General features: G+C 40.6%; 14 protein-coding genes and 1 riboswitch. Of the genes, 7 read left to right on the top strand and 7 right to left on the bottom strand.

Translation table 11 applies throughout. The features are described 5' to 3' along the window. Window positions 1–387: 387 nt before the first annotated feature. Window positions 388–1587 carry a methionine adenosyltransferase gene (gene metK, locus ACFFGV_RS10240; protein ID WP_377347401.1) on the bottom strand — a complete coding sequence of 400 codons (1200 nt, stop codon included), beginning with the start codon at window positions 1585–1587 and terminating at the stop codon, window positions 388–390. 321 nt (window positions 1588–1908) lie between these two features. After that, a riboswitch (SAM riboswitch) is annotated at window positions 1909–2017 on the bottom strand. 298 nt (window positions 2018–2315) lie between these two features. On the opposite strand from metK, the gene pckA reads away from it, so the two are divergent. From pckA to ACFFGV_RS10220, 4 genes are all read left to right on the top strand, one after another. Then, a complete protein-coding gene (gene pckA, locus ACFFGV_RS10235) occupies window positions 2316–3908 on the top strand; it encodes a phosphoenolpyruvate carboxykinase (ATP) (protein WP_377347399.1) in 1593 nt (530 codons plus the stop codon). A gap of 419 nt (window positions 3909–4327) precedes the next feature. Next, window positions 4328–5320: an ABC transporter substrate-binding protein gene (locus ACFFGV_RS10230; protein WP_377347397.1), complete on the top strand. Its 993-nt coding sequence runs from the start codon at window positions 4328–4330 to the stop codon at window positions 5318–5320. A gap of 13 nt (window positions 5321–5333) precedes the next feature. Beyond that, window positions 5334–6107: an ABC transporter ATP-binding protein gene (locus ACFFGV_RS10225; protein ID WP_377347395.1), complete on the top strand. Its 774-nt coding sequence runs from the start codon at window positions 5334–5336 to the stop codon at window positions 6105–6107. After that, window positions 6091–6903 carry an ABC transporter permease gene (locus ACFFGV_RS10220; RefSeq protein WP_377347392.1) on the top strand — a complete coding sequence of 271 codons (813 nt, stop codon included), beginning with the start codon at window positions 6091–6093 and terminating at the stop codon, window positions 6901–6903. Before ACFFGV_RS10225 ends, ACFFGV_RS10220 begins: the two co-directional genes overlap by 17 nt. Window positions 6904–6929: 26 nt before the next feature. On the opposite strand, the gene ytkD is transcribed toward ACFFGV_RS10220, so the two are convergent. Then, entirely contained in the window at window positions 6930–7403 is a 474-nt protein-coding gene (ytkD, locus tag ACFFGV_RS10215; RefSeq protein ID WP_377347448.1) for an RNA deprotection pyrophosphohydrolase, read from the bottom strand. Between the two features lie 27 nt (window positions 7404–7430). Beyond that, window positions 7431–8030 carry a hypothetical protein gene (locus tag ACFFGV_RS10210; RefSeq protein WP_377347390.1) on the bottom strand — a complete coding sequence of 200 codons (600 nt, stop codon included), beginning with the start codon at window positions 8028–8030 and terminating at the stop codon, window positions 7431–7433. Between the two features lie 153 nt (window positions 8031–8183). Here ACFFGV_RS10210 and ACFFGV_RS10205 point away from each other — a divergent pair, with 153 nt between their 5' ends. Further along, window positions 8184–8975: a DUF6612 family protein gene (locus ACFFGV_RS10205; protein WP_377347388.1), complete on the top strand. Its 792-nt coding sequence runs from the start codon at window positions 8184–8186 to the stop codon at window positions 8973–8975. 21 nt (window positions 8976–8996) lie between these two features. Here ACFFGV_RS10205 and ACFFGV_RS10200 read toward each other — a convergent pair whose 3' ends face one another. After that, the gene (locus ACFFGV_RS10200; RefSeq protein WP_377347386.1) at window positions 8997–9353 is read right to left on the bottom strand and encodes a hydrolase; all 357 of its coding nucleotides are present in this window, start codon (window positions 9351–9353) and stop codon (window positions 8997–8999) included. Between the two features lie 121 nt (window positions 9354–9474). On the opposite strand from ACFFGV_RS10200, the gene ACFFGV_RS10195 reads away from it, so the two are divergent. Beyond that, window positions 9475–9741, top strand: coding sequence for a DUF6154 family protein (locus ACFFGV_RS10195; RefSeq protein ID WP_377347384.1), 267 nt, complete (start codon window positions 9475–9477; stop codon window positions 9739–9741). Between the two features lie 92 nt (window positions 9742–9833). Here ACFFGV_RS10195 and ACFFGV_RS10190 read toward each other — a convergent pair whose 3' ends face one another. The 3 genes from ACFFGV_RS10190 to ACFFGV_RS10180 are packed head-to-tail and all read right to left on the bottom strand — an operon-like array spanning window position 9834 to window position 12712. Next, entirely contained in the window at window positions 9834–10640 is an 807-nt protein-coding gene (locus ACFFGV_RS10190; RefSeq protein WP_377347382.1) for an ABC transporter ATP-binding protein, read from the bottom strand. A 21-nt stretch (window positions 10641–10661) separates the two neighbouring features. Beyond that, window positions 10662–11708 carry a FecCD family ABC transporter permease gene (locus ACFFGV_RS10185; RefSeq protein WP_377347380.1) on the bottom strand — a complete coding sequence of 349 codons (1047 nt, stop codon included), beginning with the start codon at window positions 11706–11708 and terminating at the stop codon, window positions 10662–10664. Then, window positions 11705–12712: a FecCD family ABC transporter permease gene (locus tag ACFFGV_RS10180; protein WP_377347378.1), complete on the bottom strand. Its 1008-nt coding sequence runs from the start codon at window positions 12710–12712 to the stop codon at window positions 11705–11707. The genes ACFFGV_RS10185 and ACFFGV_RS10180 overlap by 4 nt, the downstream gene beginning before the upstream one ends. A gap of 512 nt (window positions 12713–13224) precedes the next feature. On the opposite strand from ACFFGV_RS10180, the gene ACFFGV_RS10175 reads away from it, so the two are divergent. Next, window positions 13225–14232 (top strand): ABC transporter substrate-binding protein, encoded by a 1008-nt coding sequence (locus tag ACFFGV_RS10175; protein ID WP_377347376.1) that lies wholly within the window; start codon window positions 13225–13227, stop codon window positions 14230–14232. The last annotated feature ends 18 nt before the right edge of the window (window positions 14233–14250 follow it).

The raw sequence follows: 14250 nt of genomic DNA, 5'->3' as shown, positions 1-14250 counted from the left end.
ACACCATTCGAACGACCTAGGAGCATTGTGGGTGGATAATCATAATTCATTTCCATAATTTCCTCTATGTTTAGACGAACTAAATACAGTTTCGTTTCACCTTACACCTTTCCATAATAAGAAAACCAAACACTACATTTTATCAATTTTTTTTATTAAAGACAAATAACAATATGGATGTTGTTGATTCATATAATGGAGAGATAGCAGAAGACTTGGATTAAAAAAATTTTTTATGAGAAAAGGCTCCCCTTTCAGCAACAGTATCGATGAAGTCTGGCCTTCAAGCCTTCCACATAAGGCCGCTATACAGCAAACAAAACAGGACATTTTGTCGGACTAACAAGAAAAAACATGCTGCCGAGATTGACTCGACAGCATGTTTTTTTAGGAAGTAACGAGCTGCTTCAATACTTCTGCTTTATCTGTTTGCTCCCAAGGGAATTCAACGTCTGTTCGGCCAAAGTGTCCGAATGCAGCTGTATTTCTGTAAATTGGGCGACGAAGGTCCAGCATTTTTATTATACCTGCTGGACGCAGGTCGAATGTTTCGCGAACCGCTTCCACTAGCCTTTCTTCGGTTACTTTTCCAGTTCCAAATGTATTAATGGATATGGAAACAGGCTGGGCAACACCAATAGCATATGCGAGCTGAACTTCACATGCATCAGCAAGTCCTGCCGATACAATATTTTTCGCAACATATCGAGCAGCATAAGCCGCTGAACGATCTACTTTCGTAGCATCCTTACCACTAAATGCTCCTCCACCGTGACGAGCATATCCACCGTACGTATCCACAATTATCTTACGACCAGTCAGACCAGCATCTCCTTGTGGCCCTCCAATAACGAATCGACCAGTGGGGTTAATGTAGTATTTCGTACTATCATCTAACAATTCTTTTGGAACAATCGGGTTAATAACCTGCTCCTTTAGATCACGCTGAATTTGTTCTAATGTAATTTCAGGATGATGCTGAGTAGATATGACAATGGTGTCAATACGCAATGGTTGGTCATTCTCATCATACTCTACCGTTACTTGTGTTTTACCGTCTGGACGAAGATAATCTAACGTCTCATCTCTTCTAACATCGGAGAGCCGCTTCGCTAATTTGTGCGCCAAAGAAATTGGTAAAGGCATTAATTCAGGAGTTTCGTTATTTGCATAACCAAACATTAACCCCTGGTCTCCTGCTCCTATATTTTCAATTTCCTTATCACTCATCTGACCTTCACGAGTTTCATATGACTCGTTCACACCTTGAGCAATGTCAGGAGATTGCTCATCAATTGCGGTTAATACAGCACATGTTTCTGCATCAAAGCCGTATTTCGCACGAGTATAGCCAATTTCCTTAATGGTATTTCGCACGATGGTTTGAATATCTACATACGTATTAGTAGATATCTCCCCTGATACTAATACCAGACCTGTCGTTACAGTCGTTTCACAAGCAACCCTAGCGTTAGGATCGTTTTTCAGTATTTCATCTAAAATAGCATCAGAAATTTGGTCACAGATTTTATCGGGATGCCCCTCTGTAACGGATTCCGATGTGAATAAGCGGCGGTTTGCTGCCATTCCCCATACTCCTCCTTCAGAACATTTTCAAACGGAACTTATTCCCTTGTTGCTAATTATTAAAGACTTTCTTAATAACACAGGAACAGTAGAGTGTATAAGCGCCCTACATGATCTCTTCTTCTAGCTTTATGAGCATAAATGTTTGCTTGTGCATATATAAAAGGAAGAAACAGTATTAAAATAGAAAAAGACCAATACATGGTATCGGCATTGGTTAATCAGTTGTGATTCAACATAACTGTTACTACCTAACATGATGGTTTTTAGCGTATAAAAAAACCTTTCCCATATTTCGAGCAAAGGGAAAGGATCCTTTCGCTCTTATCGTTCAAGGTTATACCTTGCAACAGGTTAGCACCATTTCACCTTTATCGTGACGGTTGCCGGGTTTCCTCGGGCCTGTCCCTCCACCAACTCAGGATAAGATAGATTCCGTTCGCGACTTATCATAACGTTTTACACAGGTAATGTCAACTGAGAGTAAGGTTTTCCTCCTACTCCCACCCTTCATTTGCCCTCTACTCATGACCTTTACTTGGTCTAATTCCCTGTATTATATGAACAAATTGTTTCATTTTAATAATTAGTGTGGACTAATAATTTAAATGTGTTATACTAATCTTACATTAAACCGACACATTATGATGCGTTGATCCTTTTAAAAAGGAAACGTTTTATTTCTTTTATGTATCATTCCCATACTATTTAATAAAGGCGGGTTCTGGATGAAAACGGTGAATCAACAATCTATACTTAGAGAATTACTGGAGCAGGATACGGTAAGAAAAAACCTATCCGTTGCTGAATTAGTAGAAAAGATTTTGTCTCGCAAAGAGGGACGCCTAACTGCTACTGGAGCTATCCAGGCAGAAACTGGACGTTACACAGGTCGCTCCCCTAATGATAAGTTTATTGTAAAAGATGATGTAACCGAACAAAAGGTTGATTGGGGCAAAGTTAATCAGCCAATATCCGAAACAACGTTTGAACATTTATATGAAAAGGTTTTACATCATTTAAGTAATCAGGATGAGATTTATTCCTTTAAAGGATTTGCAGGTGCTGATCCGCAATATCGTCTCCCTATGGAAGTGATTAACGAATTTGCATGGCATAATCTATTTGCACAGCAGCTGTTTATACGCCCAAGTGAAGAAGAATTGGCTACTCATACTAGTGATTTCACCGTTATTTCTGCCCCTACTTTTAAAGCGGTTCCAGAGATTGATGGAACGACGTCTGAAACGTTTATTATCATCTCCTTTAAGCAGCGTGTTGTTCTAATAGGCGGAACGGAATATGCAGGAGAAATCAAGAAGTCCATCTTCTCTGTTATGAATTACCTTCTGCCACAGCAGGATGTGCTTTCTATGCACTGTAGTGCCAATATCGGTCAAGAAGGTGATGTAGCATTATTCTTTGGACTCTCTGGAACTGGGAAAACAACTCTCTCTGCAGATCCCCATCGTCGTCTTATTGGGGATGATGAACACGCATGGTCCAACCGTGGTGTATTTAATATTGAAGGCGGCTGCTATGCCAAGTGCGTGAATCTTTCCAGAGAAAATGAACCTCAAATATTTGATGCCATTCGTTTTGGCTCCGTTTTAGAGAATGTCGTCCTTGATGAGGAAACCAGATTGCCAGATTATAATAACACCAGTTTAACGGAGAATACTCGTGCAGCATACCCAATCGATAATATTGATAATATCGTCCAGCCAAGCATTGCAGGTCATCCTAATACGATTGTCTTTTTAACAGCGGATGCCTTTGGCGTACTGCCTCCTATAAGTAAACTGACGAAGGAGCAAGCTATGTATCACTTCCTTAGTGGATATACTAGCAAGCTCGCTGGAACAGAGCGAGGCATCACATCACCAGAAGCCACTTTCTCTACTTGCTTTGGTTCTCCATTTTTACCATTGCATGCTTCTACCTACGCAGAAATGCTTGGCGAAAAAATAGATCAATTTAATGCCAATGTGTATCTCGTTAACACTGGTTGGACAGGTGGAGCATACGGAGAAGGCTCCCGAATGAAGCTGTCTCATACAAGAGCCATGGTACATGCAGCACTAGAAGGTGAGCTAAATTCTACAGAAATGGTGCAGGATGACATTTTCGGATTAAGCATGCCGACCCATTGTCCAGGTGTACCAGATGAAGTGTTAATTCCGAAGAAAACGTGGAAGGATGCTCAAGCATATGAGCAAAAGGCTAAAGAATTAGCTCAGAAATTCCATGATAATTTCAAGAAATTCAACGGGGTAAGTCAGCAGATACAAAACGCTGGACCTACCTTCTTATCAAAATAACTTCGCTCCCTCATCTCCTTTATATAGATGAACGGCTAACCTGAAATCAGGTTAGCCTTTTTTTATTCTATTTCTTACGTTAAGGGAATAGCTTATTACGCTAAATGGGGAGATAGTGGAAGACTCGGATTCGAGATAATTTGGAAGGAGTATAGAAAGAACAGTTGATTGGGCTGGAATCACTCCGCTTTTCTACGGCCCCATACGACGTGGGGTCGTGTGGAGCAGCAGGAAAACGGAGCTATTTCCGAGGAATAAACGTGGAGGGGGAATAATTTCCTTTTCTTCACAGTTCTACCCATGAGGAATTGTATCTATTATCTCCTCAGACAAATATGCGCTCCTATAGGCATTCACACATTTTTTAAATGGGCATACGCTATCGTAAATTAGATATTTATTAACGGGAGGATGCCTTCATGAAACACCTAAGAACCTTTAGCTTATTATGCTTAGTTTTTATATGTATTCTGCCTATGGCCGCTTGTTCTAATCAGCCATCAACAATAAGGGTAGCAGAAGTAACAAGGTCCATTTTTTATGCCCCTCAATACGTGGCATTAGAAAAAGGATATTTCACAGAGGAAGGCTTAAACGTAGACTTAAAGACTACCTGGGGCGGGGACAAAACAATGACAGCCCTTCTCTCTAATGGAGCAGATGTGGCACTCGTTGGGTCCGAGACATCGATTTACGTCCACGCAAGAGGTGCATCAGATCCTGTTATCAACTTTGCTCAACTAACTCAAACAGATGGGACATTTCTTGTAGCAAGAGAAGCACAGCCCGACTTTGAATGGGATGACCTAAAGGATAGCACCTTCCTTGGTCAACGGAAGGGCGGTATGCCACAAATGGTAGGGGAATTCGTTTTGAAGGAAAAGGGTATTGACCCTCAAACAGATTTAAACCTTATTCAAAATGTGGAATTTGCAAACATACCTAATGCTTTTGCTTCTGGCACAGGAGATTACGTACAATTATTTGAACCGACTGCGAGCATATTCGAGCAGGAGGGTAAGGGGCATATTGTCGCATCCTTTGGTACTGAATCTGGCCATGTACCTTATACTGTGTTTATGGCAAGAAGCAGTTATTTGAATGAAAACGAGAAGGACATGGAAAAGTTTACGAATGCACTTTATAAAGCACAACAATGGGTGCAAAGCAATAGCGCAAAGGAAATTGCTGAAGTGATTAAACCATACTTTGAGGATACAGACCTTCAGCTTATTGAACAAGTAGTAGACCGGTACAAAAGCCAAGGATCGTACGCTGAAAATCCCATTTTGGATGAGGAAGAGTGGAAGAACCTAAAGGCTATTATGGACTCATCAGGAGAACTCCCAAAAGATGTAGCGCATGAAACGCTAGTAAACACCTCCATCGCTGAAAAAATTATGAATGATTAAGGAGGAGAGGGCTATGGCTTATCTAAGCATAGACGATATCTCCCATCAATATTTTACGAAGCAAGGCTACACTAAAGCATTACAATCTATTTCCCTTACGGTCGAGGAAGGAGAATTTGTCTCCCTCCTTGGCCCAAGCGGTTGCGGGAAATCTACTTTGCTTTCCATTATTTCTGGCCTTCTTCAACCAACAGAAGGGACGATATATATTAACGGTACTTCTCCCAATCAGAGTGACACCAAGATTGGCTATATGCTTCAACAGGATTACCTGTTCCCATGGAAAACCATTCACGAAAACGTATTACTAGGTCCCCATATTAGCGGTAAAATCTCATCCGAACTAAAGCAAAAGGCCATTCATACGTTGGAAGAGATGGGGCTGGGGAAGGTCCTTACCTCTCATCCCTCTCAACTTTCTGGAGGGATGAGACAACGGGCAGCATTAGCTCGCACACTTATGAATGACCCTCAAATCCTCCTACTTGATGAACCATTTTCTGCTCTCGATTATCAAACAAAGTTAAAGCTAGAGAATTTAGTCTCTACCACCCTTCACCGCTATAATAAAACCTCTATTCTGGTAACGCATGATATAGGAGAGGCCATTGCAATGAGTGATACGATCTATTTACTAGCAGCGAATCCTGGATCGGTGGCAGCTACATTTAAGGTTCCACATTATTTACAGGAAATTACACCGTTTGAAGCACGACAGCATCCAGAGTTTAATGCATTATTTCAGGATATATGGAAGGAGTTGAATGATCTTGAATCAAGCTCTTAAGTCTGATGAGCAAAGGTTTCAACAATTCCTTCAACGAAAAAAAAGAGAGAAGAGAATCATCTTATTGTGGCAGTTATTCATCTTAGTTGGTTTTTTTAGTATATGGGAAGTAGCAAGCCGCCTCCTATGGATTGATCCACTACTGTTCAGTTCGCCTTCAAGTATCTTCAGCTTACTTCAACAAAAAGTAATAGATGGCTCTATCTACTTACACCTTCGAGTAACTCTTCTCGAAACAGTAGCCGGGTTTATACTAGGCACCTTGCTGGGAATCCTACTAGCAGCGCTGTTATGGTGGTCCCCACGCTTTTCTAACATTATTGACCCATACCTTGTCATATTAAATGCTATGCCAAAAGTAGCGTTAGGGCCTATTATTATAGTTGCGTTAGGGCCTGGATACTTTTCTATTATTGCAATGGGAGCCATCATTAGTGTGATAATTACAACGATTGTCGTGTACTCTTCCTTCCAAGGGGTGGATGAGAATTACTTGAAGGTGTTAGCAAGCTTCGGGGCGACACGTTGGCAATCATTCAAAGAAGCTGTGCTTCCTGCTTCTTTTCCAACTATCATTTCAACCTTCAAAGTGAACGTGGGACTTTCATGGGTTGGAGTCATTGTAGGAGAGTTTCTTGTCTCTCAAAAAGGGCTTGGTTATCTAATTATTTATGGCTTTCAGGTATTTGATTTCACCCTCGTCCTATCTAGCTTAATGTTAATCGCATTATGTGCAGCTGTTATGTATAAAGTAGTCGAGAAGGCGGAAGACATTCTCGTAAAGTCCGATGATTAATCGAAGAAAAAGCCCAACTGCTGTAGCTATAGCAGTTGAGCTTTTTTTAAGTACTCTATACTATGGGGTAGCACGCCATCTTTCATCATAAAACTAAACGAAGCATCTTTTTCCATGGAAGAAGGGAGCTCTTTTAAACAGACCGGTCCGTCTGTTTCTAAATAATTGGAGCGAACCTGTAACTCAGAAATATGGGCAAAATAAATATTCTTAATAATGCTTCCACCTTTTCCATCAACCGTGTATTGACCAATGTAAATCAAGTCCTCCACGACACCACCGGTTTCCTCCATAACTTCTCGCACTGCAGCTTGTTCTGGGGTTTCCCCCTCTTCAACTTTACCGCCAGGAAATTCGACACCCCTATCCTTATGCTGAGTTAGGAGCCATTGATTTCGATAGCGACTAATAATCCATACATGCTTTGGAGCAGTGGAGAATGGATGCCTGCTAAAAGAGAGCTTTACTTCGTTATTATAATAATCGTAAAACGTAATCATCACTTATCAACTACCTTTGATCCTTCGTTACTTGTGCTCTATCCCCACCAACTTCCACTTGCCATCTTGTTGAGCAAAGGTAAAGGTGATTGTGTAGTTACCATAAAGATCAGATTGGTTACGTTGAGTAAGCTTTACCTGATTTTCACTAGACTGCTTCACCTGATAATCATTTCCTTTTACAAACCAAGCTGGTGTTTCTGTAGGAACGAGATATAGTTCATTATTATATTCTTTATAATAAAAATCAACATATTCCTTTGCAAGCTTTGTAGTGCTAATCGATGTAAATGACTCTATGAGTGCGTCCTTGCTCGTATAGTCTACTGCAAAATTTCGTTCATCGGTTTCTTGTATTAGCTTATCATAAAATGTATGAATAAGTTCCTCCATTTTCTTTTCACTTAATTGACTACCCTCAGCTTGCACACTGGAAGAAAGTGATAAAAAATGTTTGCTCTTTTCCTTTTTGTGGAAAGAAGATTCTGTACGCTTTCCATGTTGCTCACTAGTAGCCGCTTCTTCCTCTTGGCTCATCAACTGCTGAGGCTGAGGCAACGTTATACTAATAAACATAATCATAGTAATCATAACAATAGCAATTCCTGCGAATATAGAACGTTTCATGGTAGTATCTCCTCTCTATCTTGTCATCTTGTTCTATTATTTTCTTTCCTTTTCTGTAATTGATTAAAACATATTGTTTTATTAAAAAAGGATGAAACGGCAGCCAACATGAATCGTATAAATAGATACAAGCTCTAAAAGGAGGACTATGTTGTGAAAAAAATATGGGGAAGTATGTTAGCAATAAGTGCTGTTATCATATTAGCAGCCTGTTCAGCTGAAGAAAAAGCTACGGTTCAAGGGGTATATGACGAAACATTAAAGGCTAGTGAGGAATTGACCAGCTTTCAAATGGAAATGGAACAAGACATAAGTATGGGAGAAAATAATTCCGTATCTCAAACAGCTACTGGTAAAGTAAATACGGACCCTCTTGCTTTCCATCAAAAAATGAACATGATGAATCAGGAAATGGAAATGTACTATACTGAAGAAGCAATGTACCTGCAGCAGCCAGGGCAAGATCAATGGGTTAAAGCTCCAGCCGACATGATGGAACAATTGAATCAGCTAACACAGTCTCAACAGAAGCCTACAAAGCAATTAGAGCAGCTAGAACAGTATGTGGACGACTTCTCCATGGAGGAGAAAGAGAATACGTATGTGTTAAGCATTTCTTCTTCTGGTGACAAGATGAAAGACTTTATTAAAGAAACACTAGAAGAGAATATGCCGGAGGGTACCATGTCCGAGGATATGTTGAAAGGTCTTACTATCAACAACCTAGAGTACACCTTTACTATACAAAAAGACACTTATTATCCAAAGCAGCTAGATTTGACAATGGATTTAAGTATGGAGCAGAACGGAACGACAGCAGATATGAAACAGGAAGTACAAGCTACCTACAGTAAATATAACGAAGTCGGTGAGATTACCGTACCGGAAGATATTAAGAATAATGCAAAGGAAATGTCCATGCCTCAATCCTCAAACAGTAACTAAGAGACAATGAAACCCTCTAGGTTATTCTAGAGGGTTTTCTTCACCATATACCGTACCATTTTGCAAATCGTCCTTCATCCCAATTTCCTCTATAAATGCTTTCGTCTGCTTATCTCCTAATTGATATAGCATTTGGTATGCCTTTCGCATATAACCATCATATTCATCGTTATCCTCATCATGTGAGTAATGACGAAAAGGAACGTGAGCTCTCCAGAACGAACGCTCATCTGAATCAAAAACCTCGTTTAAAATTTCCCGCAGCCGCAGCATTTCTTCTTCCGTAGCTACTATGGTGAATGCATCGTTGTTCCCCTCTTTTATTTGAGAAATTTCTCTGCTGCCTAAATTAATATAAAACGTCTTCTTATCATCCATCCTACCAGCCTCCTTCCTTTACTTTTTGCAGTCTTTTTAATAATTATGAACAACATTTCAAAAAAACTTGCATAAGGTAAGGTACAAAGAGAGAGTTACTGTCAAAGAAGGGACGAGTGGAATGAAATTTGTAGACAACTTATTAGAGCTTTATGATAAGCATTTTGAGGAGAAAGATCATCTATCAATTTTTACGAAGTCCGTCGTCGAACAGTTAGACAAAGAGGATTTATTACATGTCCTTGCAGACTGTAATAAGGAAGAATTAAGTGATCTTGTTACCCTCTTTGTGTTAGAAGAGCTTGAGAGAAGGAATAGAAAGGTTATCCCCCTATACAAACAAACGGAACCAATAACCCAATCCGTGAAAACGAGATATAAACTATAATGAATTTCCTATAAGGCAATAAAACCCCCGTTCCATATAGAAGGGGGTAGTAGTTATTCTATGCCTGACTACATAATACTACATGGCATGTGTCAGCTTGTTTGTTGTAGGATGCAGCGTCCTCTTCCGTGAGGGATACACATCGGAGTACCGAAAATTGGGTCACTCGTTACATTACAGTTCATATGAAACACATCACGAACGAATTGACACGTTACTACGTGCTCCGGACGACCTTGAGCATAGATAGCTTGATCCTTCAACGCTACGATATGGTGAGCATACCGGGATGCCAAGTTTAAATCATGCAGCACCATAATAATGGTTCTTCCTTGCGTTTCGTTCAGTTCAAACAATAAATCTAATATTTCAATTTGATAGGTCATATCCAGGTAAGTAGTGGGTTCATCCAAAAGAATGGTATCTGTATCCTGTGCAAGTGTCATTGCAATCCAAGCTCGTTGGCGCTGACCTCCGGAAAGGGAATCGACAGATCTTTCTCTAAACTCCTGCATGTTAGTTGCTTCTAGTGCACTTTCCACCGCTTCTTCATCCGCTTTTGACCATTGCTTAAACCAGCTTTGATATGGGTACCTGCCTTGTTTCACAAGCTGCAGCACCGTTAAGCCTTCTGGTGTTACAGGGCTTTGAGGTAAGATAGCCATATTCTGAGCAACCTGCTTAGTAGACAGCTTTGCAATGGATTCCCCATCAAGGATAATCGATCCCTCCTGTGGCTTCAATAAACGAGCCATAGAACGCAGCAGGGTAGACTTCCCGCATCCATTACCACCTACCAGCACGGTAACTTCTCCTTCTGGGATAGATAAATCTAAGGAATCTATAATGGTATTTTCACCATAAGCAACGGTCAGTTCTTTGGTTTGTAATGATGACATAATATCTCTCCTTAGGAGCACTTATTTTTTGAAGAGTAAATAGATAAAGTAAGGTGCACCTATGGTGGCGGTGAACACACCTGCTGGTACTTCTAAAGGAAGAAATAATGTTCTTCCCATTAAATCAGCACCAATAACAATAATTCCACCTATCAAAGCCGATAACGGAATTAATGCCCCGTAAGATGAACCTACAAGCCTTCTAGCAATATGAGGAGCCATGAGACCGACAAAGCCCACTCCACCAGCAACAGAAACAGAAGCACCAGCCAATGCTGTGCTGACGATAATAAATAACACCCGATCCCGCTGCACCGAAGATCCTGCTCCGGAAGCTAGCTCTTCTCCTAACTCCTGTATATTAATTCTTCTTGCTATTAATAAACTTAAAGCTACTAGTATCGTAATAATTGGTACAATAATTTTTACTTCTTGCCAATTTGTTGCATACACACTGCCTGTTAGCCACAGATTTGCATCTGCTGCCCGATAAATGGGACCCAGTATCATGAATAATCGAGTAAGAGCATCCAGTAAAGTGGCCAGCCCGATACCGATCAATACAATCCTGATGGGAGAGGTGCCTCCCTTTAACGAAAATAAATAGACAATAAATCCTACAGCGACGGCACCAACAAATGCAGCTAAGGGCTGCCACTGAATACTGACCGTAAGTGCATCATTTGAATCGCTAAAGATAGTCAGGAAGAGAACCACTGCCAGGGACCCACCGCTGGTAATACCTAAAATATCTGGTGATGCTAACGGATTTCGTATCATCCCTTGTAGAATAGCACCACTAACAGCTAGCCCCACCCCAACAAATAAGGAAACGAGAATACGTGGCAAACGTAAAATTTCCACAATATACGCATTGCCACCCTCCCCTTTCCCGAAAAAGGAGGAAACAACTTCTAATGGAGAAATGAAAACCTCCCCAAGCGAGAGCGAAAGGAGAATAAGACAGAAAGTTATTCCTGTAAAGACAGTAGTATATAGTAACGATTTTTTATCTAAGAAAAAAGAAAAGGTATCTCGCCTCGTTCGAAAAGGGATATATTTACTCATGCTGTCTTCAGCCCCTTTCGAGCGATATGAATAAACAATGGAGTACCGATAACCGCCGTCATAATTCCGACCGGCACTTCCTCTGGCATAATAACAAATCTTGCACTTATATCGGCTACCAGGAGAAGAATTGCTCCTAGAGCTGCTGTGTAAGGCACCAGCCACCGCTGATCATATCCAACTAAATTCCTAGCAAAATGCGGTACGACAATACCGACAAACCCAATTGGACCTGCTATTGCGACTGACCCACCAGCCAACAGTACAATAATTAATCCTGCTAAAGCTTTTATCCACCCTGTTCTTTGACCAAGCCCCGTTGCAACATCCTCTCCCATTGTTAACACATTGATATGCCTGCTCAAAAATAAAGAAAGAATCCAGGCAACCAATAAATAAGGGAAGATATCAAATAAGTTCTCCATACTGCGACCTTGAACAGAGCCCGCTAACCAGAACAGTACTTCGTCCAAAGCTTTCTCATTTAGAACGAGCACGCCTTGTGTCATAGATGAAAAGAGACCTGCAATGGCTGCACCGGCAAGTGTTAAGCGCACCGGCGTAAGCCCTTCTCTTCCAAGGACACCGACAAAATAGACTAAGCCTGCTGCAAAACCAGCACCCAAAAAGGAAACCCATGACAAAGAACTGATAGATATAGTCTGAAATGAGGAGACAACTATTACTACAAAGAAGGACGCCCCCGCATTTACACCGAAGATTCCAGGTGAAGCTAGTGGATTTCTCGTTAACGCTTGCATAAATAAACCCGCTATACCAAGTGAAGCACCAACGCTTGATGCAATAAGTGCCCGCGGCAGCCGGTGATCTTTAATAACTATATAAGTATTATTTTGTGTATTATCTGAAGTAAATGCTGTAACTGCATCTGCAATGGATGTATCTGTATAGCCGAGCACTATACTTAACCCCATGCTGACACCTAAAAGAATAAAAGCTATTAATAGCCCTACTCCTTTTGAAAAGGTGGACTGGAAAATCATCTTGGTTTCTCCTTAAAAAATACATCCTTATTAATATGTTGCTACTGTTAAGTCTAGAACTTTGTGACTTTAGTGTCAACGAATATGAGAATCATTTTCACTTATTTTTGAGGCTTTGTACATGCTTATCGTTAATTTTTCTGTATAGCTCCCTTATGTGGAAGACTTGAGTATTGCCCACTCCCCCTTTCCCACAACCCAAAAAGAAGTCCTACTGGAATTTCACTTAGAATCACTACACTACATCCTTTAGTAACGGGGAACGCCCCCCGAGACACCGAAAAGCGGAGGGAGGAGGGACTCCAGATCAATCAATTGCTCTTAATTCTTAATTAACTCGAAACCATGTCTCCCACTATCTCCCCTCTTATATTGATCAAACTAACTTTAACACCAGGGAAGTATTTTGAAAAATGTTCTCAATTACTCTTGACTAGGACTTTAAATAAGGGTAATGTGATATATGTATTTGATAATGAGAATTATAATCAATTAGACATAGGGGGAAGATCATGACACATTTTGTTTCCAAGAAAAATATACTTAGCTTATTATTGCTTCTGGCATTAACAGTTCTAGCTGCATGCGGATCCAATAGTTCAGAGGAGGGAAGCTCTTCTGATGATTCTAGTAATGAATCAGGTGAAGAAGCCCAATCTTCTAGCGATTTTGAGCCTTATACAGTGGAACATGCTATGGGAGAAACTACTGTTGAAGAAAAACCGGAAAAGGTTGTTATACTAACCAATGAAGGAACCGAAGCCTTACTAGCATTAGGGGTAAAACCAGTTGGCGCTGTTCAGTCATGGTTAGGGGACCCGTGGTATAAGCATATTTCCGACCAAATGGAAGGTGTAGAAGTAGTCGGTACAGAGAGTGAAGTGAATATCGAGAAAATCGTTTCCCTTCAGCCAGACTTGATTATTGGTAACAAGCTTCGTCAGGAGAAAATCTACGATCAGTTAAATGAAATTGCTCCAACAATATACTCTGAGACACTTAAAGGACAGTGGAAAGATAATTTCAAGCTTTATGCTAAAGCGTTAAACAAAGAAGACGAGGGCCAGAAGGTAATGGACGATTATGATAAACGTATCGAGAACTTCGCAGATCAAGCTGGGGACAAGTTAAACCAGGAAGTTTCCGTTGTACGTTTCCTTGCAGATCACGCACGTATCTATCAGAAAGATTCCTTCTCTGGTGTAATTCTGGAGCAAATCGGCTTTGAACGACCTGAACCACAAGATAAAAATGCGTTCATGGAAAAAGCTACAAAAGAAAGAATTCCTGATATGGAAGGAGATATTCTGTTCCATTTCACTTACGAAACAGGCGATGGCGCTGCAACAGAGCTGAAAGAAGAATGGATTAACGATCCTCTTTTCCAAAACCTTGACGTTGTAAAAGAAGGCAATGTTCATGAAGTAAGTGACGCTGTTTGGAATACAGCTGGTGGAGTTCTAGCAGCTAACCAAATGATAGATGACTTAGAGCGTATCATTCTAGAAGAAGAAGAATAGGCAGTAAAAGAGGGTATC

The sequence above is a fragment of the Pontibacillus salicampi genome, from assembly GCF_042434395.1.
Lineage (GTDB): Bacteria > Bacillota > Bacilli > Bacillales > BH030062 > Pontibacillus > Pontibacillus salicampi.
The sequence above is the reverse complement of the archived record's forward strand: the minus strand, read 5'-3'. Positions and strand labels throughout refer to the sequence as shown.

Coding starts and splice junctions, on each gene's coding strand:
- ACFFGV_RS10210 (WP_377347390.1), bottom strand. CDS start 8,030: ATGAAACGTTCTATATTCGCAGGAATTGCTATTGTTATGATTACTATG.
- metK (WP_377347401.1), bottom strand. CDS start 1,587: ATGGCAGCAAACCGCCGCTTATTCACATCGGAATCCGTTACAGAGGGG.
- ACFFGV_RS10225 (WP_377347395.1), top strand. CDS start 5,334: ATGGCTTATCTAAGCATAGACGATATCTCCCATCAATATTTTACGAAG.
- ACFFGV_RS10195 (WP_377347384.1), top strand. CDS start 9,475: ATGAAATTTGTAGACAACTTATTAGAGCTTTATGATAAGCATTTTGAG.
- ACFFGV_RS10185 (WP_377347380.1), bottom strand. CDS start 11,708: ATGAGTAAATATATCCCTTTTCGAACGAGGCGAGATACCTTTTCTTTT.
- ACFFGV_RS10175 (WP_377347376.1), top strand. CDS start 13,225: ATGACACATTTTGTTTCCAAGAAAAATATACTTAGCTTATTATTGCTT.
- pckA (WP_377347399.1), top strand. CDS start 2,316: ATGAAAACGGTGAATCAACAATCTATACTTAGAGAATTACTGGAGCAG.
- ACFFGV_RS10180 (WP_377347378.1), bottom strand. CDS start 12,712: ATGATTTTCCAGTCCACCTTTTCAAAAGGAGTAGGGCTATTAATAGCT.
- ytkD (WP_377347448.1), bottom strand. CDS start 7,403: ATGATTACGTTTTACGATTATTATAATAACGAAGTAAAGCTCTCTTTT.
- ACFFGV_RS10200 (WP_377347386.1), bottom strand. CDS start 9,353: ATGGATGATAAGAAGACGTTTTATATTAATTTAGGCAGCAGAGAAATT.
- ACFFGV_RS10190 (WP_377347382.1), bottom strand. CDS start 10,640: ATGTCATCATTACAAACCAAAGAACTGACCGTTGCTTATGGTGAAAAT.
- ACFFGV_RS10230 (WP_377347397.1), top strand. CDS start 4,328: ATGAAACACCTAAGAACCTTTAGCTTATTATGCTTAGTTTTTATATGT.